At 65.6% G+C, this 18362-nt stretch carries 17 protein-coding genes; 12 read left to right on the forward strand and 5 right to left on the reverse strand.

Annotated elements, in window-relative coordinates:
• Positions 1-46: 46 nt before the first annotated feature.
• Complete coding sequence (locus UNPA324_RS23010; RefSeq protein ID WP_141936066.1) at positions 47-883, forward strand: response regulator transcription factor; 837 nt, start codon at positions 47-49, stop codon at positions 881-883.
• A 10-nt stretch (positions 884-893) separates the two neighbouring features.
• Here UNPA324_RS23010 and UNPA324_RS23015 read toward each other — a convergent pair whose 3' ends face one another.
• Positions 894-1670, reverse strand: coding sequence for a lytic transglycosylase domain-containing protein (locus UNPA324_RS23015; RefSeq protein WP_141936068.1), 777 nt, complete (start codon positions 1668-1670; stop codon positions 894-896).
• Positions 1671-1719: 49 nt separating this feature from the next.
• Positions 1720-2856: an alpha/beta hydrolase family protein gene (locus tag UNPA324_RS23020; RefSeq protein WP_128916539.1), complete on the reverse strand. Its 1137-nt coding sequence runs from the start codon at positions 2854-2856 to the stop codon at positions 1720-1722.
• Positions 2857-3083: 227 nt separating this feature from the next.
• Between UNPA324_RS23020 and pgm the strand changes: the two genes are divergently transcribed.
• The 4 genes from pgm to UNPA324_RS23040 all read left to right on the forward strand — a co-directional run bounded on the left by pgm (position 3084) and on the right by UNPA324_RS23040 (position 7817).
• On the forward strand, positions 3084-4730 hold the full coding sequence (gene pgm, locus UNPA324_RS23025) for a phosphoglucomutase (alpha-D-glucose-1,6-bisphosphate-dependent) (protein ID WP_141936070.1): 1647 nt from the start codon (positions 3084-3086) through the stop codon (positions 4728-4730).
• 289 nt (positions 4731-5019) lie between these two features.
• Positions 5020-6069 (forward strand): aromatic ring-hydroxylating dioxygenase subunit alpha, encoded by a 1050-nt coding sequence (locus tag UNPA324_RS23030; RefSeq protein WP_128916541.1) that lies wholly within the window; start codon positions 5020-5022, stop codon positions 6067-6069.
• 3 nt (positions 6070-6072) lie between these two features.
• Positions 6073-6825, forward strand: a complete 753-nt coding sequence (locus UNPA324_RS23035) for a GntR family transcriptional regulator (RefSeq protein ID WP_128916542.1) — start codon at positions 6073-6075, stop codon at positions 6823-6825.
• A gap of 11 nt (positions 6826-6836) precedes the next feature.
• Positions 6837-7817: a PDR/VanB family oxidoreductase gene (locus tag UNPA324_RS23040; protein ID WP_141936072.1), complete on the forward strand. Its 981-nt coding sequence runs from the start codon at positions 6837-6839 to the stop codon at positions 7815-7817.
• A 201-nt stretch (positions 7818-8018) separates the two neighbouring features.
• Here UNPA324_RS23040 and UNPA324_RS23045 read toward each other — a convergent pair whose 3' ends face one another.
• The gene (locus UNPA324_RS23045) at positions 8019-9980 is read right to left on the reverse strand and encodes a putative bifunctional diguanylate cyclase/phosphodiesterase (protein ID WP_141936074.1); all 1962 of its coding nucleotides are present in this window, start codon (positions 9978-9980) and stop codon (positions 8019-8021) included.
• 372 nt (positions 9981-10352) lie between these two features.
• Between UNPA324_RS23045 and UNPA324_RS23050 the strand changes: the two genes are divergently transcribed.
• A complete protein-coding gene (locus UNPA324_RS23050; RefSeq protein ID WP_128916545.1) occupies positions 10353-10640 on the forward strand; it encodes a hypothetical protein in 288 nt (95 codons plus the stop codon).
• 24 nt (positions 10641-10664) lie between these two features.
• Entirely contained in the window at positions 10665-10907 is a 243-nt protein-coding gene (locus UNPA324_RS23055; RefSeq protein WP_128916546.1) for a hypothetical protein, read from the forward strand.
• 6 nt (positions 10908-10913) lie between these two features.
• On the opposite strand, the gene UNPA324_RS23060 is transcribed toward UNPA324_RS23055, so the two are convergent.
• A complete protein-coding gene (locus tag UNPA324_RS23060) occupies positions 10914-11279 on the reverse strand; it encodes a nuclear transport factor 2 family protein (RefSeq protein ID WP_141936076.1) in 366 nt (121 codons plus the stop codon).
• A 100-nt stretch (positions 11280-11379) separates the two neighbouring features.
• Here UNPA324_RS23060 and UNPA324_RS23065 point away from each other — a divergent pair, with 100 nt between their 5' ends.
• From UNPA324_RS23065 to hemC, 3 genes are read left to right on the forward strand one after another with little or no spacing between them, the layout of a single operon-like run.
• Entirely contained in the window at positions 11380-11970 is a 591-nt protein-coding gene (locus UNPA324_RS23065; RefSeq protein WP_128916548.1) for a TetR/AcrR family transcriptional regulator, read from the forward strand.
• Between the two features lie 54 nt (positions 11971-12024).
• On the forward strand, positions 12025-13650 hold the full coding sequence (locus tag UNPA324_RS23070; RefSeq protein WP_141936077.1) for a GMC family oxidoreductase: 1626 nt from the start codon (positions 12025-12027) through the stop codon (positions 13648-13650).
• 24 nt (positions 13651-13674) lie between these two features.
• Complete coding sequence (hemC, locus tag UNPA324_RS23075; RefSeq protein WP_141936079.1) at positions 13675-14655, forward strand: hydroxymethylbilane synthase; 981 nt, start codon at positions 13675-13677, stop codon at positions 14653-14655.
• 256 nt (positions 14656-14911) lie between these two features.
• On the opposite strand, the gene hemE is transcribed toward hemC, so the two are convergent.
• A complete protein-coding gene (gene hemE, locus UNPA324_RS23080) occupies positions 14912-15946 on the reverse strand; it encodes a uroporphyrinogen decarboxylase (RefSeq protein WP_141936082.1) in 1035 nt (344 codons plus the stop codon).
• 106 nt (positions 15947-16052) lie between these two features.
• Here hemE and UNPA324_RS23085 point away from each other — a divergent pair, with 106 nt between their 5' ends.
• On the forward strand, positions 16053-16268 hold the full coding sequence (locus UNPA324_RS23085) for a hypothetical protein (RefSeq protein WP_181769485.1): 216 nt from the start codon (positions 16053-16055) through the stop codon (positions 16266-16268).
• Positions 16269-16440: 172 nt separating this feature from the next.
• A complete protein-coding gene (locus UNPA324_RS23090; protein ID WP_141936086.1) occupies positions 16441-18345 on the forward strand; it encodes a sensor domain-containing diguanylate cyclase in 1905 nt (634 codons plus the stop codon).
• Positions 18346-18362 lie beyond the last annotated feature (17 nt).

Consider the following 18362-nt stretch of genomic DNA (forward strand, 5'->3'; position numbering starts at 1 on the left):
ACGCGCCTAATATTCCGACGGCTAATTTCGGGGGCTCCAACAAGTCGTGAATGTCCGTTCACATGACAGCGCATTGCGCGGCGGCTTGAATTTCCAAGGTGGGCCGCAGGCAATCCAAGGCGGGCCGCAGGCACACAGGACAGCCAAGACCGTGGTTGATACCGCACTTCGGGAATTGCGTCCCGCCGGCCGCGAGCGGCTGATCGTCGTCGAGGACGATCCGGTGACGCGGACCATGCTGGTCGGCTATTTCAGCGACAACAATTTCGACGTCGTCGGCGCCGGCTCTTGCGCGGAATGCCGCCAGGCGCTGCGCGGGCGCACCGATCTCGTCTTCCTCGACCTGCAGCTGCCCGACGGCGACGGCTTCGAGCTCGCCAAGGAGATCCAGGCGACCAGCAACGCGGGCATCATCTTCGTGACGCGCCGCGACACCGACGTCGACCGCATCCTCGGCCTCGAGATCGCGGGCGACCACTACGTCACCAAGCCGATCAATCTGCGCGATCTGCTCGCGCGCGCCCGCAGCGTGCTGCGGCGGCGGTCGCTCGACCGCAAGGCGGCGCGCAACCACAATTCGATCGCCTTCGGCGACTGGATCATCGACCTGACCCGGCGCGAATTGCTCGGCAGCGACGGCAAGCCGGTCGCGTTGACGCGCGCCGAATTCGATCTGCTCGCGGCGCTGGTCGGCGCCGACGGACGGCCGCTCAGTCGCGACTATCTGATCGAGGTCGTCAGCAACCGCCAGGCCGAGGTCGACATCCGCACGGTCGACGCGCTGGTGGCGCGGCTGCGCCGCAAGCTCGTCGGCAGCGGCACGCCCGTGATCGCGACCGTCACCGGGGTCGGCTACAAGCTCGCGCTCAGCGAGCGGCTGTAGAGCATCGTCGTCAACGCGATGCGACGCGCTTCCATCGCGCTTCGATGCGAGCCTTGATCTGGCTGATACGCGCCTCGTGGGCGGCCCAATAGGCGCGGCTGGCGGCCGCGGTGCCTTGACGATAGCGGGCATAGACGGCTTTGGGCTGCGCCGCCACCTTCGGGCGGCTCGCCGGTTTGGCCGGAGCTGCAGCCACAGCCACAGCAACAGCTGCGACCGGAGGCGGGGGCGCGGAATCCGGAGCGGCAGCCGCTTCGGCCCCGACCGAGGTCGACTTCATGGCGGCAAGACGGTTGCGGGCCCGGTTGCAATAGACCTGCGACCGCGGCGTCATCGCTTCCTCGCCATGGCCTGCCCGGTATTTCATCAGGGCGCGGCAGACGTCCCCGCCGGCCAGACGCCAAGCTTGGCTGAGATAGAGCACGCCATAATGAATGTTGACGTCGGGGTCGGCGAGTTCCGCCTCGCTGCCTCGGAAGCCCAGCATCGCCGCAGTCTCGGGCCGCACCTGCATCAGGCCGATCTCGCCCACGCTGCCGATGACGGCCGAATTGTAGCCGCTTTCGACGAAGACGACCGATTCGGCGATGTCGGCTGGTAAATTGGTGTTTGCGGTTTCTCTCTCGATGATCTTCCGGATCATGGCCCGGGACGACGGCGTTTCGCCGGCGCCGAGCTCCGTGCTGCCGTCCGCCGCATGCGCGCAGAGCGGGGCCGACAGCAGCAGGATGACCGCCACGTGTCTCCACGTCGCGCCGAGATTGAAGCGTGCCCGATCCCACAGCATGGGTCCGTCATAAGGCGCCGGAGTTAACAACCGGCTTCTCGCGCCGTTACTATCGCGCACGGGCGCTCTGGTCGGTGGATGTCGTTTGCGAGGGGCCGGCCAAGTGGTCGTCGATCGCATAGAGCGTGCAGGTGGGCGACCATTTCATGCAGGCCGCCAGCGAGTCACGCTGGGCGTCGTCGGCCGTGATGCGTCCCGCGCGCCAGCCGTAGCCGCCGTTCGGCGACACCGCAAAGGCCTTGTGCGGCAGCATGCTGGCGAGATAGCGCGCGAACTCGCCTCTAGCCGCCTCGTTCAGCTGGCGCGGCGGCGGCAAGGAATCGGGTGGGCTCAGGATGTCGCGGCCGAGGAGGCCGGGCTCGCGCAGGAAGGCGTCGACATAGGGCGTCCATTGCGGACGGCCTGCCACCGAATAGAGGTAGTGACCGTCATCGCCGTAAGCCGGCGCCGCGATGAATGTCGCGTTGCCGCCACCGGCGCGAAACCCGTCATGAAAGCGTCGCGCGAGCTCGGGACCGAAATAGGAATCGTTGGTCGCATAGATCCACAGCGTCGGCACGCGCGAGGTCTTGCCGAAGGCGGTGAAGGCCTGCACCAGCCCGTCCGGATTGCAGACGTCGTCGTCGTCGCGCGAGCCGCGGCCGCCGGCAAAATTGATCGCGACGACGAGACCGGGCGGAGCCTGCGCGGTCAGTGCGATCGTTGCGAGCCCGCCGGCGGAATGGCCGGCCGCGATCATGCCCGACGTCGTCACGTCGGCGCGGCGCGCCATCGCATCGATCGCGGCGCGCAGATCGGCAACGGCGACCGCGGCCGCGGGCAAATAAGCGGCCTTCGCGCAACCACCGACGCTGTCGGCGCGTCCGCCGGGCGAGGTGCCGTAGCCGCGCCGCATCACGATCAGCGCGGCAAAGCCGCGCCGGGCATATTCCAGCGCGATGCCGTAATATTTGTGCGCGGACATGCTCGCGCGGTCGTCGAAACTGCGCGGCGAGCCGTGGCTGAGCAGTGCCAGCGGATAGCGCTTTCCTCCCGCCGGGCGGACCAGGAAGGCCTCGAGCCCTTGCGGCCCCGCCTCCGCCATGGGGATGCGCAGGTCCTCGGTGTAGAACTCCGCGGCGCGCGCCGGCGTCACCGCTGCGACGAGGCCGGCGAACAGCAGAAGCAGCTTGCGGGACAGAGCCATAAGACGATTCGACGGGCCTCGATGGCGGGAAGCATAGCACGTCCTGTGGCCCGGTTGAGCGAAGCGACATCCGGGGCAGATGGTCCCGCATATCGCTGCGCTCATGCGGGCTACGGCAATCCCTTAAAGGAACGCCATTCCCCTCGCGCGTGTTGTGCCCTTGGCGGGGGGCCCGCCAATGCTATGGTGCTCCGCTATCTCTGTTGCGACGGAACGAGGATAATCCAGTGGCTGATGTTCATCCCGCGGCGGGCAAGCAGGCTTCGCCGGACGCGCTCACCAATATTCCGCGGCTGGTGACGGCCTATTTCGCCGGCAAGCCCGATGTCACGGATCCTGCGCAGCGCGTGGCGTTCGGCACCTCCGGCCATCGCGGTACCTCCTTCAAGAACACCTTCAACGAGGGCCATATCCTCGCGACCACGCAGGCGATCTGCGACTATCGAAAGGAAAAGGGCCTCACCGGTCCGCTCTTCATCGGCATCGACACCCATGCGCTGGCCGAGCCGGCACTGGTCAGCGCCGTCGAAGTGTTCGCTGCCAACGGCGTCGACGTCATGATCGACAAGGACGGCGGCTACACGCCGACGCCTGTGATCTCGCACGCGATCCTCACCTACAACAAGGGGCGCACCAGCGGCCTTGCCGACGGAATCGTCATCACGCCCTCGCACAACCCGCCGGAGGACGGCGGCTACAAATATAATCCGCCGCATGGCGGCCCGGCCGACACCGATGTCACGGGCGTCGTCGAGAAGCACGCCAATGCCTATCTCGCCGACGGCCTCAAGGGCGTGAAGCGCATGGACTATGCCAAGGCGCTTAAATCCTCGAACGTCCGCGCCACCGATTTCGTCACGCCCTACGTCGCCGATCTCGGCAACGTCGTCGATCTCGAACTCGTCAAATCCGCCGGCATCAATATCGGCATCGACCCGCTCGGCGGCGCCGCCGTGCATTATTGGCATCCGATCATCGAGCGCTACGGCCTGAAGGCGACGGTGGTGAACGAGGCGATCGACCCGACCTTCCGCTTCATGACAGTGGATTGGGACGGCAAGATCCGCATGGACTGCTCCTCGCCCTACGCGATGGCGAGCCTGATCGGGATGCGCGACCACTTCGACGTTGCGTTTGCCAACGACACCGACGCCGACCGCCACGGCATCGTCACGCGCACCGGCGGCCTGATGAACCCGAACCATTATCTGGCGACCGCGATCTTCTATCTGTTCGCGCACCGCCCGAATTGGAGCAAGGATGCCGCGATCGGCAAGACCGTGGTGTCGAGCTCGATCATCGATCGCGTCGCCAGGAAGCTCGGCCGCAAGCTGGTCGAGACGCCGGTCGGCTTCAAATGGTTCGTCGACGGCCTTCTCACCGGGGGCTTCGGCTTCGGCGGCGAGGAGAGTGCAGGGGCCTCATTCCTGCGTCGCGACGGTACGGTCTGGACCACCGACAAGGACGGAATCATCCTCGGCCTGCTCGCCGCCGAGATCATGGCCAAGACCGGCCGCGATCCGAGCCAGCTGTTTGGCGACCTCACCGCCGAGTTCGGCGTGCCGCATTACGCCCGCATCGACGTCGCCGCCACAGGGCCGCAGAAGAACATCCTGAAGTCCGTCACGCCCGAGCAACTCGGCCTGAAGGATCTCGCCGGCGATCCCGTCCGCAGCACCCTGAGCAAGGCACCCGGCAACGGCCAGCCGTTCGGCGGCATCAAGGTCGAGACCGATTTCGGCTGGTTCGCCGCGCGGCCTTCCGGCACCGAGGACGTCTACAAGATCTACGCCGAGAGTTTTCGCAGTCCCGCGCACCTGAAGCGAATTCAGGAGGAGGCTCAGGCGGGCTTGGCGAAGGTGTTCGGGGCGTAAGGCCCTGATCGGCAGGGGATCGCCAACTGAAGGTTCGCGAGAGGTCGTCATGCCCGGGCTTGTCCCGGGCATCCACGTTCTTGGACGACAAGCGCGTGGATGGCCGGGACAAGCCCGGCCATGAGGGCTGCTGAGGGGTTGCCTCCCCCTGCTGACCCATCTACGCAAGATAAGATGTATACATTATGTGCCATATAGGTATTTAGATAGGTGTAATAAGGCCTTGAACAATTCTTTCTCTCCGTTATTGTATACATAACGCATACATAAAGCCGTGGGAGTGAGACCGATGACAAAACCCTTCCCGATGAACGCCTGGTACGCCGCCGCCTGGGATGCCGAGGTGAAGCCGGCACTGCTGCCGCGGACGATCTGCGGCAAGCATGTCGTGATGTATCGCAAGGCCGATGGCTCCGTCGCTGCGCTCGAGGATGCCTGCTGGCATCGCCTGGTGCCGCTGTCCAAGGGCCGGCTCGAAGGCGACACCGTCGTCTGCGGCTATCACGGTCTGAAGTTCAACGCGCAGGGGCGCTGCACCTTCATGCCCTCGCAGGAGACCATCAACCCGTCGGCCTGCGTGCGCTCCTATCCTGTGGTCGAGCGCCACCGCTACATCTGGCTCTGGATGGGCGATCCCGCGCTGGCCGATCCCGCGCTCGTCCCCGACATGCACTGGAATCACGATCCGGCCTGGGCCGGTGACGGCAAGACCATCCACGTCAAATGCGACTATCGCCTCGTGCTCGACAATCTCATGGACCTTACCCACGAGACCTTCGTGCACGGCTCGTCCATCGGCAACGAAGCGGTCGCCGAGGCGCCGTTCGACGTCACCCATGGCGAGAAGACGGTGACGGTGACGCGCTGGATGCGGAATATCGAGCCGCCGCCGTTCTGGGCCAAGCAGCTCGGCAAGCCCGGCCTGGTCGATCGCTGGCAGATCATCCGTTTCGAAGCGCCCTGCACCATCGCGATCGACGTCGGCGTCGCGCCTGCTGGCACCGGCGCGCCGGAAGGCGACCGCTCGCAGGGCGTCAACGGCTTCGTGCTCAACACCATCACGCCGGAGACCGAGAAGACCTGCCACTATTTCTGGGCCTTCGTGCGCAACTACCAGCTCGGCGAGCAGCGCATCACGTCCGAGATCCGCGAGGGCGTCTCCACCATCTTCCGCGAGGACGAATTGATCCTCGAAGCGCAGCAGCGCGCCATGGACGAGAACCCGGACCGCATCTTCTACAACCTCAATATCGATGCCGGCGCGATGTGGTCGCGCAAGCTGATCGACAGGATGGTGGCGAAGGAAAGCGCACCGCCGCGCCTTCAGGCCGCGGAGTAGGTCATGGCCGAGCGTGAAGTCGACCGCTCCGTCTCGCAGACCGTGAAGGCGCAGCTCGCGCTGCGCGACCAGATCCTGTCGGGCGCCTTGCGCCCGGGCGAGCGCATCTCCGAGCTCCAGGCGGTGGAAACCACCGGCGCCTCACGCACTCCGGTGCGCATGGCGCTGGTGCGCTTGGAAGAGGAGGGCCTGCTGGAGGCGATCCCGTCCGGCGGCTTCATGGTGAAGGCGTTTTCGGAGCGCGACATCTCCGATTCCATCGAGCTGCGCGGCACGCTGGAAGGCTTGGCGGCGCGCTTCGCGGCCGAGCGCGGCGTCTCCGCGCGCGAGCTCGAGCCGCTGAAGGAGTGCTTGGCTGCGATCGACGAATTGCTGCGCCAGGTGCCGATCTCGATCGAGGCCTTCTCGTCCTATGTCACGCTGAACGCGCGCTTCCACGCGCTGCTCACCGAATTGTCGCGCAGCCCGCCGCTGATCCGCCAGATCGACCGCGCCTCGGCGTTGCCGTTCGCTTCGCCAAGCGGCTTCGTGATGGCGCAATCGGCCTTGCCCGAGGCGCAGCAGATCCTGATCATCGGGCAGGAGCACCATCGCGTCGTGATCGACGCGATCGAGAACCGCGAAGGCGCGCGCGCCGAAGCCATCATGCGGGAGCATGCACGGCTCGCGGTGCGGAATTTGCGCCTCGCGTTGCGCAACCGCACTCATCTCGACCTCTTACCGGCGCTCGCGCTGATCAAGTCCGCAACCGACTGAGGGCAATCATCATGCGCTTCATCGAAACCTGGACTCCGGCGACGCTCGTATCGACGCGCGATCTCGCCCCCGGCATCCGTGAATTCCTGATCCGGCCCGATCAGTTTGACGGCGCGGCCTATCCGGTCGGCAGCCACATCAACGTCAGCGTGACCATCGACGGTCTGCCGGAGACGCGGTCTTATTCGCTGGTTGGTGAGGCCTCCGCGGCCGGCTTCAAGATCGCCGTGCGTCGTGCCGGGGATTCCCGCGGCGGCTCGCGCTACATGTGGCAGCTCGCACCGGGCGCGCGGCTCGATATCACGCAGCCGGCCTCGCTGCTCGCGGTGGACTGGTCCCGCGAAAGCTATTGTCTGATCGCCGGCGGCATCGGCATCACGCCAATCCTCGGCGCCGCGCAGGCGCTGGCGCGGCGCGGCGCCGACGTCACGCTGCATTATGCGGTGCGCTCGCGGAGCGAGGCCGCATATCTCGACGATCTCGCCGCGCTGCTCGGCGATCGCCTGGTTGTTCATGCCGGCGACGAAGGCCGGCGGCTCGACCTCGAGGCCCTGTTCGCCTCCGTCCCGAAAGGCGCGCTGGCGCTGTTCTGCGGCCCGATGCGCATGCTCGATGCCGCGCGCCATGCCTGGATTGGGGCCGGCCATCCGCTGACTGAACTTCGCTACGAGACCTTCGGCTCCAGCGGCACGCTCCCGACCGAGACATTCCGTGTGCGCTTGAAGGGCTCCGATGTCGAGCTGGAAATCCCGCGCGAGCGCTCGATGCTGGATGTGCTTAACGCCAGCGGTCACGACGTGATGTCCGACTGCAGGCGCGGCGAATGTGGCCTGTGCGCCATCGACGTGGTAGAGGTCGACGGCGAGATCGACCACCGCGACGTCTTCTTCAGCGATCATCAGAAAGAGACCAACCAGAAGATCTGCGCCTGCGTTTCCCGCGCACGGGGCACCATCACGGTGGACACGCTGCTGCGGGCGGATGCGATTTAAGCGAGCTCCGAAGCCTGTCAGGAGTACTGGGCGGCGCTGCGGGCTCCGCCTCTTCCGCTTGCGGGAGAGGTCGCGCCGAAGGCGCGGGTGAGGGCTCTCTCCTCTAGGGGGGTTCTCTGCGGAGGCACCCTCTCCCAATCCTCCCCCGCAAGCGGGGGAGGGCGCGCCTCCCGTGTCGTCGGCACCAAGGCTCAATTCCGCCTATGCCGCGAACGTCGCCCGATACTTCTTCGTCTCCAGCAGCGCCAGCACACCATCCGCCGACACCGGCCGGCTGATCAGATAGCCCTGAACCTCGTCGCAATTGATCTGCCTGAGATATTCGAGCTGGTCGGCGGTCTCCACGCCTTCGGCGACCACGCTAATGTTGAGGTCGCGCGCAAGGCCGATCACCGATTTCACGATGGCCGCGCAGTCGGGCTGCACCAGCATGTCGCGGATAAAGGACTGGTCGACCTTGATGCGGCTGAACGGCAGCTTGCGCAGATAGGTGAGGGAGGAGAAGCCCGTTCCGAAATCGTCCAGCGCCACGGTGACGCCGAGCTGCAGCAGCGCGTTCAGGACCGGCTCGGCCGAGCCGTATTTCGACAGCAGCATCGATTCCGTGATCTCGATCTCGAGCCGGTGCGGGGCAATCTTCGCGTCGCGGAGCGCCTGCACGATGACCTGGAGGATGCCGGCGTTGTGAAACTGCGCTGCGGAGAAGTTCACGGCGATCCTGATCTCGTCAGGCCACTTGGCAACCATTGCGCAGGCGCGTCGGATGACCCATTCGCCGATCTCGTGGATCAGCCCGGTCTCCTCCGCGATCGGGATGAATTCGCTCGGCGGCACCAAGCCGCGCCCAGGATGTTGCCAGCGCAGCAGCGCCTCGAAGCCGGTGATCCGGCTTCCGTCGAGATCGAGGAAAGGCTGGAACACGAGGAACAGCTCGTTTCGCGCGATCGCGCCTTCGAGGTCCGATTGCAGCGCCTTGCGATCGCGTGACACCCTGTCGTCGCTTGCCTCGAAGAAACGGACCGTGCCAGATCCCGCCTTCTTGGCGCGGTAGAGCGCGGCGTCGGCGTTCTTCATGATGTCAAGCGGCACGGTGCCGTCGCGTGGCGCCAGCACGATGCCGACGCTGGTCGCGCCCACAATCTGCCGGCCTTCGATGCGGAACGGCTCGTCGAAGGCCGCGACGAAGCGTTCGGCGATCTCGAGCGCATCTTCCGGGCGCGCCAGATTGGCCATCACCAGCGCGAACTCGTCGCCGCCGATGCGCGCGACATGCTCGGCGGCGCGCGTGCAGCGTTGCAGGCGGCTTGCGACCTGGACCAGGAATTCGTCGCCAGCGGGATGGCCGAACTTGTCGTTGACCTCCTTGAAACGATCGAGATCGAGCAGGAGCACCGCAAACTCCTCGCCGGACAGCGCCAGCCGCTTCAGCGCAGCCTCGAGCGTCTCGTTGAAGGCGACGCGGTTGGGCAGGTGGGTCAGAGGATCGAGGCGCACCGTGCGCTCCGCCTCGATCTGCTGCGTGACGCGCCGCGCGAACGAGAATGAATTGACGAACACGCCGCGGATCAGCACGCTGCCATAGACCACGACGAGGAAGGCGATCAGGAGAAAGGCCAGATCGCCGTTCCTGCCGAGGCAGATGGCGATCCCGACGAAGATCGGGGCCGTGAAGGCGATGGCCGCGATCGGGATGGTGGCGAAGGCGAGTGCGCCGCCGGCCAGCATGCCCGAGCACAGGCAGGTGATGACGAGCTGGCCGCCGGTCGAAGCGTCGGTGAAGAAGGCGACGGGGACGATGCCCCAGGCGGCACCGAGGACGAAGGCGTTTCGCACCAGCCGATGCATGGCGCGGCGCGAGACGAATTGCGGCTTGGTGATGCGGCGCGCGGCGCGGGATTGCAGACCGAACCCGATGGCGGCGCTGGCGACGGCGGTCGCCCATATCAGGGCGGAGATTCTATCCGGCGATTGCCACAATGCGATCGCGAGCACGATGGCGTTGCAGGCATTGGCGAGCATGATGCCGACCGAATAGCCGAGCACGAGCGACATCTGCTCGGCGCGGATATGGCCGGCCACGGCTTCGTCCGTCGCGGGACCGCCAAAGGCCGACAGATCGCCGGCGAACAGCCGCGCGACATAGCTGGTCGTTTGAGTCCGCATTTCAGAGCCTGCAGCATGGGCCGCTTGTCCGGCCCGATCGGAAGAATTCGCCGCAAACCTTTGACGAACTATGAATTATCCTTAGCTGCGGCAGCCGGCGCGGCCACTTCTGCGTGTTCAAGTCGTTGCATCGCTAACAAATCGATACAAATGCGCGGCGATGGCCCTATGCCTGGGTATCTTGGTTCACGCATGAGGCCGGCGGGCCTAGCCAGAGGTCCGAGTTGGGCCAAATCGGTTCAGATCCGCACGTTGCGCCGCCGACCTGGGGCCTGCAAACGCGCTGCAGCGCAGCTACGGAACAACGTTACATCTGCGAAACTGACGGAACGAATTCTGTCGTCAGTCTTTCTCGGCCTTTGGGAGGTGCACATGACTTCTCAGGCCATAGAAGGCGCGTGTGCGTTCGCTTGGCGGAACTACCTGCTGCTCCACAGCGGCATCAGCGAGAACGACAACAGGCGTTCCGCACTCCATCGCTACGTCACCAACCTCCGCGATACCGGCGAAGATAATTTCGATCTCCTGCAAATAGCGGCAGTCGCTTACTTGAAAAAACTTGATGAATTGCATGACGACCGAAGTGCGAGACTCGCGGCAGATCAGGTCTTGGCCGAGTGTTTGGAATCACGCAGTGCACAACCGACACGTAGGTCGTGACACTGGATCGAAGGAGCAAACGACATGGCAGACAAAACCGCTAACGCAGATCGTTTCGCGCGCAATCCCCAAGGGGGCATTACCGCGGCGACGGCCATCGGCATGAACGCCTTGAAGCCGATCATGAACTTTCAGATCTCAATGCTGAGGATGTGGGCGGATAGTATCGAGAGGTTCGCCGGCAATTACGATAAGGGGCTGGAGGAGACCACGATCTCCGGAGACGAACAGCCGGACGAACGGTCGGGCAAGGAACGCGCCGCGTAAGCAGCGTCAGCGCCCCAGCTGCTTCGGGTCATAGTAAAAGCGTTCCTCGACCAGCTTGTCGCCGCGCCAGGTTTGCCACGCGATCTCGTCCAGCGTCCGCGTGACGCCTTCGGCATTGGTGAAGCTGAAGGTCCAGCGTGTGGCGACATGGTCGCCCTCGATCAGGCTCGGACCGATGCGTGCCGCCTTGACCTCCTTGGTCGCCGCCAGCACGCCGCGCTCTTTCGCTACCAGTTTTTCCCGCCCGACCGTCGGGGCGACGTTGTTCTCGTAGGTCGCGGCATCCGGCGCATAGAAGTGTTCGATCGCGCCGATGAAATCCCCGGCCTCCAGGCGCTTGGCAAACGCTTCGACGATGTCACGGTTCGGCATGGCGTACCTCAGGATGAAAACCGACTGATAGTCGGTAAATACCGACTGGTGGTCGAAAAGTCAACTGGCGGCCTGAGCGCGATTGGATTAGACGAGACTCATGGCGAAGCAGGCGGAGCGGCGGGCCGCGACATTGGAGGCGATCCTGACGGCGGCGCGCCGCCTGTTCGGGACGAAAGGCTTTGCCGCCACCACCATGGATGAGATCGCGGATGGAGCCCGCATCGCCAAGGGCGCGGTCTATCACCACTTCAAGACCAAAGAGGCGGTGTTCGAGGCCGTGTTCGATCAGGTCTCGCGCGACCTCGTCGTCGAGATCGACGGTGCCGCCCGCGCCGAGAAGGACGTGCTTGCCGCGATGGTCGCCGGCACCCAGCATTACTTCGCCGCGACCGCGAACGGCCCGACCGGCCAGATCATCCTGCACGATGGCCCGGCGGTGCTCGGCTGGGAGCGCTGGCGCGAGATCGACGCAAAGCACTTCGGCGGCAAGCTCCCGCGCGCGCTGTCCGCGGCGATGGACGCCGGCCTGATCGCGCGACAGCCGGTCGAGCCCTTGGCGCGACTGCTGCTTGGCGCGGTCACGGAGGCCGCCGTCGCCTGCGCCGGTCGGGCCGATATCGCAAGGGCGGGCGCGGAATATGCCCGTGCGTTCAAGTCGCTGGTCGAGGCGCTGCGCGCCGCTGCATGATTGTGCTAGTGACGATACGGAAACGCCCCGCACCAACAAGAAGAACAGTAGCGCATGAACGCAAACTCCGCCCTTATGCCATCCGATCCCGAATTCGATTACATCATCGTCGGCGCCGGCTCCGCCGGCTGCGTGCTTGCCAACCGGCTCTCCGCGAACGGCAAGCACAGCGTCCTGCTGCTCGAGGCTGGCCCAAAGGATACCAACATCTGGATCCACGTGCCGCTCGGCTACGGCAAGCTGTTCAAGGAGAAGAGCGTCAACTGGATGTACCAGACTGAGCCCGAGCCCGAGCTGAAGGGCCGCCAGGTGTTTCAGCCGCGCGGCAAGACGCTGGGCGGCTCGAGCTCGATCAACGGTCTGCTCTATGTCCGCGGCCAGCACGAGGATTACGACCGCTGGCGCCAGCTCGGCAACACCGGCTGGGGCTATGACGACGTGCTGCCCTATTTCAGGAAGGCCGAGAACCAGTCGCGCGGCGCCGATCAGTATCACGGCACGGACGGGCCGCTGCCGGTCTCTAACATGATCGTCACCGACCCGCTGTCGAAAGCCTTCATCGACGCCGCGGTCGAGACCGGTCTGCCCTACAACCCTGATTTCAACGGTGCCACGCAGGAAGGCGTCGGCCTGTTTCAGACCACGACGCGCAACGGCCGCCGCGCCTCGACCTCGGTGGCCTATCTCGGCCCCGCCAAGGCGCGCAGCAATCTCAGGATCGAAACGGGCGCGCTCGGCCAGCGCGTGCTATTCGAGGGCCGCCGCGCCGTTGGCGTCGAATATCGGCAAGGCGCGAACGTACGCCGCGCCCGGGCGCGGAAGGAAATCGTACTGTCGAGCGGCGCCTACAACTCTCCGCAGCTGTTGCAGCTCTCCGGCGTCGGTCCCGCTGATCTCTTGCGCAAGCACGGCATCGACGTGGTGCTGGACGCAGCTGGTGTCGGTCACGACCTCCAGGACCACATGCAGGTCCGCATCGTCATGCGCTGCTCGCAGAAGATCACGCTCAACGACACCGTCAATCATCCACTCCGCCGCACCATGGCGGGCGCGCGCTATGCGCTGTTCCGCAAGGGCTGGCTGACGATTGCCGCCGGCACGGCCGGCGCGTTCTTCAAGACCAGCCCGCGGCTGGCCTCGCCCGATATCCAGGTGCATTTCCTGCCGTTCTCGACCGACAAGATGGGGGAGAAGCTGCACGATTTCTCCGGTTTTACGGCCTCGGTGTGCCAGCTCCGTCCCGAGAGTCGCGGTTCCCTGCGCATCCGGAGCGCCGACCCGACGGTGCCGCCTGAGATCCGCATCAACTACATGTCGACCGAGACCGACCGCGCCACCAACGTCGAGGGCATCAAGATCCTGCGCAAGATCCTAAATGCGCCGGCGCTGAAGCCGTTCGTGGTCAGCGAGTACGACCCCGGGGCGAAGGTATCCACGGATGCCGAAATACTGGATTATTGCCGCGAGCGCGGCAGCACCATCTACCATCCGACCTCGACCTGTCGTATGGGCAACGACGCGCTCGCGGTGGTCGATCAGCGGCTGAAGGTGCGGGGCCTCGAAGGCCTCCGCGTCGTCGACGGCTCGATCATGCCGGACCTCGTCTCGGGGAACACCAACGCGCCGATCATCATGATCGCCGAAAAGGCCTCCGACATGATATTGGAGGATGCGCGGTAATTCGCGGCTCGAAAGGACAATTGCTTGGCCACGCGACTGAAGATCGGCACCCGCAAGAGCGCGATGGCGCTGGCACAGACGGAAGAGATCGCGCGCCGCCTGACCGCTGCCGTGCCCGGTCTCGATGTCGAGATCGTCAAGTTCGACACCACGGGTGATCTCGACCAGACCAGCAAGCTGCTGCCCCACGGCGGCAAGGGCGGCGCCTTCGTGGCGCAGATCCGGGCCGCCGTGCTATCAGGGGAATTGCAGGCGGCGATGCACTCGCTGAAGGACATGCCCGGCAACGAGGATACGCCCGGCCTCGTCATCGGCGCCACGCTGTCGCGCGATCCGCCGACCGACGCTCTGGTGCTGCGCGACGGCGTGACATTGCAGGCGCTGCGTCAGTCCGGCGGCAAAGGGTTCAAGATCGGCACCAACGCCGTGCGCCGTGCCGCCTATGCGCGCCGATTGTTTCCGGATGTCGAAGTCATCCACTTCCGCGGCGCGGCCGATACGCGGGTGCGCAAGCTCGATAATGGCGAGAAGCAGCGCCTGCCGGATGGCGGCACCGTGGGGCCGGCCGATGCGCTGATCATGGCGCGTTCGGGGCTCGACCGTGTCGGCCTCGCCGGCCGCATCGGCTACGAATTCACAGCGGCGGAGATGCTGCCCGCGGCGGGGCAGGGCATCGTCGCCGTCGAATGCGCGGCGCAGGACTGGCAAACGCGAAAAATCCTGTCATCGATCGACGATCCCGCCGCGCATGCCTCTGCGGATGCCGAGCGCGAAGTACTGTGGGTGCTGAACGGCCACTGCAATTCGCCGGTGGCGGGCTTCTCGACCATCGCGGGCGATCGGATGTCGCTGACCGCGTCCGTGCTCGACCTCTCCGGCAACACCATCATCGAGGCTTCGCGCGAAGGTCCCGCCAATCGCCCGCGCGAGCTCGGCCGTGCGGTGGGTCTTGATCTCTTGATGAAGGGCGCCGCCGAGATCATCGAGCGCAGCCGGCCGCGCTGAGCCTCATTGCGAAAACACCGCGCCTGTTTTGCCCGACGTGTCAAACGCGGGTCAGAGCCGCCTCATGCCGGACCCAGCTTTTTCAATGACTTGTCTACTGTGCATGGGGTTGTTTTCGCGTTTTCATGTTTGAGCCGACCTCAACAGCTCGTCATGCCCGGGCTCGTCCCGGGCATCCACGTTCTTCGTGCAGCGTGGCAAGGCGTGGATGGCCGGGACGAGCCCGGCCATGACGATGCGGACAGACCGTCCGCGATCAGCCCCACACGCGCTTGATCATCTGTTCGACATGGGCGATCGGCGTTTCCGGCTGGATGCCGTGGCCGAGGTTGAAGATCAGGCGCCCTTGCGCAAAATTGGCCAGCACGTTGTCGACCGCGCGGTCGAGCGCGGCACCGCCCGTGATCAACACCAGCGGATCGAGATTGCCCTGCACGGCGACCTTGCTCTGCACGCGCTCGCGGATGAAGGCCGGCTCCGCGGTCCAGTCGATGCTGACCGCATTGACGCCGGTCGCCTCGACATAGGCGGGCAGCAGCGCGCCGGCGCCGCGGGGGAAGCCGATGATTTTCGCATCGGGCACCTTGGCCCGCACGCCCTCGACGATGCGCCGCGTCGGCTCGACCGACCAGCGCGCGAATTCGGTCGGCGGCAGCACGCCGGCCCAGGTGTCGAAGATCTGCAAGGCGTTGGCGCCGGCGTCGAGCTGGGCCAGCAAATACTGAATGGAGTTGTCGACCAGCACGTCGATGATTTCAGCGAACGCCTCCGGATGCCGGTAGGCCATCATCCGTGCCGGCGCCTGGTCGGGCGTGCCCTGGCCTGCGACCATATAGGTCGCGACCGTCCACGGCGCGCCGCAGAAGCCGATCAACGCGATCTTCGGGTCCAGAGCGCCGCGCACGAGCTTGAGCGCCTCGAACACCGGCTCGAGCTTGCCGAAGTCGGCGCGCGGCGCCAGCGTCGCGACCTTGGCGGGATCATCCAGCGGATCCAGCCGCGGGCCCTCGCCGACCTCGAACCGTACCGAGCGCCCGAGCGCGTAGGGGATCACCAGGATGTCCGAGAAGATGATCGCGGCATCGAAGCCGAACCTTCGGATCGGCTGCAGCGTCACCTCGGCCGCAAGCTCCGGGTTGAAGCAGAGATCGAGGAAGCCGCCGGCCTTGGCGCGCACCTCGCGATATTCCGGCAAATAGCGGCCGGCCTGCCGCATCATCCACATGGGCGGGATGCTCTGGCGCTGACCGGAGAGCACGTCGATGAAGGGCTTTTTTGCAGACTGGGGCACGAATGGTCCTGAACAGGGTTATCGCCCCTGATACACCGCCTCGGCCCTCAGCGGAACAGGGGAACCAGCGCAACAGGGCCGCGTTGACCAGCCGATGGAGGAGATCATGGCTGAGAGATTCAATCCTGCGCCGCATGACAAGCACGCCGACGATCTGCATGAAGCGCTCGCCGCCGACCGGCAGTCCAAGCTCGATGCCGGGCTCAGGGATACGTTCCCAGCGTCTGATCCCGTGAGCGCGGCGCAGCCGACGCCCTCGAAGGCCGATGCGGAGGCGGACAGTCCCTCGCTCTGGGACAAGGTCAAGGCGATCTTCAGCTAGCGCGAGGCACGCCGGATTCCGATAGGCTCGCTAATATCTTGTTAGCGATGCGCTGATTGCGGCCTCCGTAGGACTACCGGGAACGGGCGGATTCGCCGCGTATTCCAGTAGGGATTTCAGAGTTCACTAACAGAAGCGGCAGAGGTTCCGGAACATCGGAGACCCCTGCCGCATGAGCGCTGCGACCCAACGAACCGGATGGAGCCGTCTGCCGCTGCGCGCGGCGGCGTTTGTCGTGCTGACCTGCGCGACCATCCTCGGCGTCAGCGGCTGGCGCGAATGGGCTGCGCGCGATGCAGTGCTCAGGGGCGCCGAGGCCGAGATGGCGAACGTCGCCCGGTCGCTGACCCAGCATGCCGAGGACAGCCTCGATCTGCTGGATTCCGGTGTCGTCGGCGTCGTCAGCCGGCTTGAGATGGACGGCACGGCACCGGCCACGATCGCCAAGCTGCGCACCCTGCTGGAAGTACGCAAGAAGGCCATTGAGCGCATTCACAGCCTCGCCATCATCGACGACCAGGGCAATTGGCTGACCTCGCCTGGCACGATCGGCTCGACGCTCAGCGACGATGCGTTCTTCCGCTATCATCAGCTCTCCCCGAAACGAGAGCCCCATGTCGGCCGTCCCGTAAAGAGCCTCTTGGACGGCGAATGGGTCGTCACCCTGTCGCGCCGCTTCAACAAGCCCGACGGCAGCTTCGGCGGCGTGGTGCTCGCGACCATCAGTTCAAGATATCTTTCGCATTTCTATGAGCAGTTCGAGATCGGCCGCAACAGCTCGGTGTCGCTCACGCATGGCGACGGCCTGATGATCGCGCGCAATCCCCGCAACGAATCATTCGTCGGACGCAGCGTTGCCGACAAGCCGTTGTTCCGCGACGCCGGCCTGCAACGGCCGAGCGGCGCCTATCATTTCAAGTCGCCGCTGGACGGTGTCGAGCGTGTCAGCTTCTTCAAGCGCAGCAGCCGTTTCCCGCTCCTTCTGCTCGCCACTGTCGACAAGGAGGAGTTGCTTGCGCCTTGGCGCGCCGCGGCCGTCTCCCGCATGCTCTACGTGCTCGCGCTGGTGATGCTGATCGCGGTGATCGGCGCCGTGCTGGTGCGGCAGCTCCAGCGCGGCCAGAGAATGGCTGCGGCCCTGATCGAGAAAGAGGCGCATTTCCGCCTGCTCGCCGAAGGCTCCAGCGACATGGTGACCCGCATCGGGCTCGACGAGCGGCTGCGCTATGTCTCGCCCTCGTCCGTGCGCGTGGTCGGCTGGCGCGCCAGCCAGTTGATCGGCACCCCAGCACTGGCTGGCATCAATCCGGAGGATCTGCCGGCGGTCCAGGCCATCGTCGACGCCATGAAGCGCGGCGAGCGGGAGGAGGCGCGCCTCACCTACCGCAACTCGACCCGGCAGAACGGCGAAGTCTGGCTGGAATCGACCATGCGGGTGACGCGCAAGGACAACGGCCGCGTCGACGGCGTGGTCGCAATCTCCCGTGACATCACCGAGCACAAGAAGCTGGAAACCAGGCTCGAGACGCTGGCGATCGAGGACAGCCTCACCGGCCTTGCCAACCGCCGCCGCTTCGATGAGCGGTTGAAGGAGGAATGGGCGCGGGCCTATCGCGACCGCTCCAGCCTCGCTTTGCTGATGATCGATGTCGATCACTTCAAGGCCTATAACGACGAATACGGCCACCCCGCGGGCGATGCCTGCCTGCGTGTGGTCGCAAAGATCATCGCGGCCGAGACGCAGCGCGCCGGCGATCTGGCGGCGCGCTATGGCGGCGAGGAATTCGCCATGCTGCTGCCGAACACCGATGCCGACGGCTGCGCCCTGGTCGGCGACCGGATCCTCAAGGCCATTCACGAGGCCGGCCTCGTTCATGGCAGCAATCTGGCGTCTGGATGTGTCACCGCCTCGGTCGGCGGTGCGACTTGCCGGCCGGCGCTGGAGCGCACGGCCGGCGTGACCTCGCTGGTTGAGGCTGCCGACCGGGCGCTCTATGCCGCCAAGGAGGCAGGCCGCGACCGGCTGATGATGTCCGGCGAGCTCATGAATTTGATGCCCCGGGCGTCCGGTCAGTAGGACGCCGGGGGGGACCA

The sequence above is a fragment of the Bradyrhizobium sp. UNPA324 genome (assembly GCF_006658635.1).
Taxonomy (GTDB): domain Bacteria; phylum Pseudomonadota; class Alphaproteobacteria; order Rhizobiales; family Xanthobacteraceae; genus Bradyrhizobium; species Bradyrhizobium nanningense.

Bases quoted from the DNA above. Each gene is read 5' to 3' on its own strand.
- UNPA324_RS23045 (WP_141936074.1), bottom strand. From the start codon at position 9,980: ATGCGGACTCAAACGACCAGCTATGTCGCGCGGCTGTTCGCCGGCGAT.
- UNPA324_RS23050 (WP_128916545.1), top strand. From the start codon at position 10,353: ATGACTTCTCAGGCCATAGAAGGCGCGTGTGCGTTCGCTTGGCGGAAC.
- UNPA324_RS23040 (WP_141936072.1), top strand. From the start codon at position 6,837: ATGCGCTTCATCGAAACCTGGACTCCGGCGACGCTCGTATCGACGCGC.
- UNPA324_RS23070 (WP_141936077.1), top strand. From the start codon at position 12,025: ATGAACGCAAACTCCGCCCTTATGCCATCCGATCCCGAATTCGATTAC.
- UNPA324_RS23090 (WP_141936086.1), top strand. From the start codon at position 16,441: ATGAGCGCTGCGACCCAACGAACCGGATGGAGCCGTCTGCCGCTGCGC.
- UNPA324_RS23020 (WP_128916539.1), bottom strand. From the start codon at position 2,856: ATGGCTCTGTCCCGCAAGCTGCTTCTGCTGTTCGCCGGCCTCGTCGCA.
- UNPA324_RS23060 (WP_141936076.1), bottom strand. From the start codon at position 11,279: ATGCCGAACCGTGACATCGTCGAAGCGTTTGCCAAGCGCCTGGAGGCC.
- UNPA324_RS23085 (WP_181769485.1), top strand. From the start codon at position 16,053: ATGGCTGAGAGATTCAATCCTGCGCCGCATGACAAGCACGCCGACGAT.
- UNPA324_RS23055 (WP_128916546.1), top strand. From the start codon at position 10,665: ATGGCAGACAAAACCGCTAACGCAGATCGTTTCGCGCGCAATCCCCAA.
- UNPA324_RS23030 (WP_128916541.1), top strand. From the start codon at position 5,020: ATGACAAAACCCTTCCCGATGAACGCCTGGTACGCCGCCGCCTGGGAT.
- UNPA324_RS23065 (WP_128916548.1), top strand. From the start codon at position 11,380: ATGGCGAAGCAGGCGGAGCGGCGGGCCGCGACATTGGAGGCGATCCTG.
- UNPA324_RS23035 (WP_128916542.1), top strand. From the start codon at position 6,073: ATGGCCGAGCGTGAAGTCGACCGCTCCGTCTCGCAGACCGTGAAGGCG.
- UNPA324_RS23015 (WP_141936068.1), bottom strand. From the start codon at position 1,670: ATGCTGTGGGATCGGGCACGCTTCAATCTCGGCGCGACGTGGAGACAC.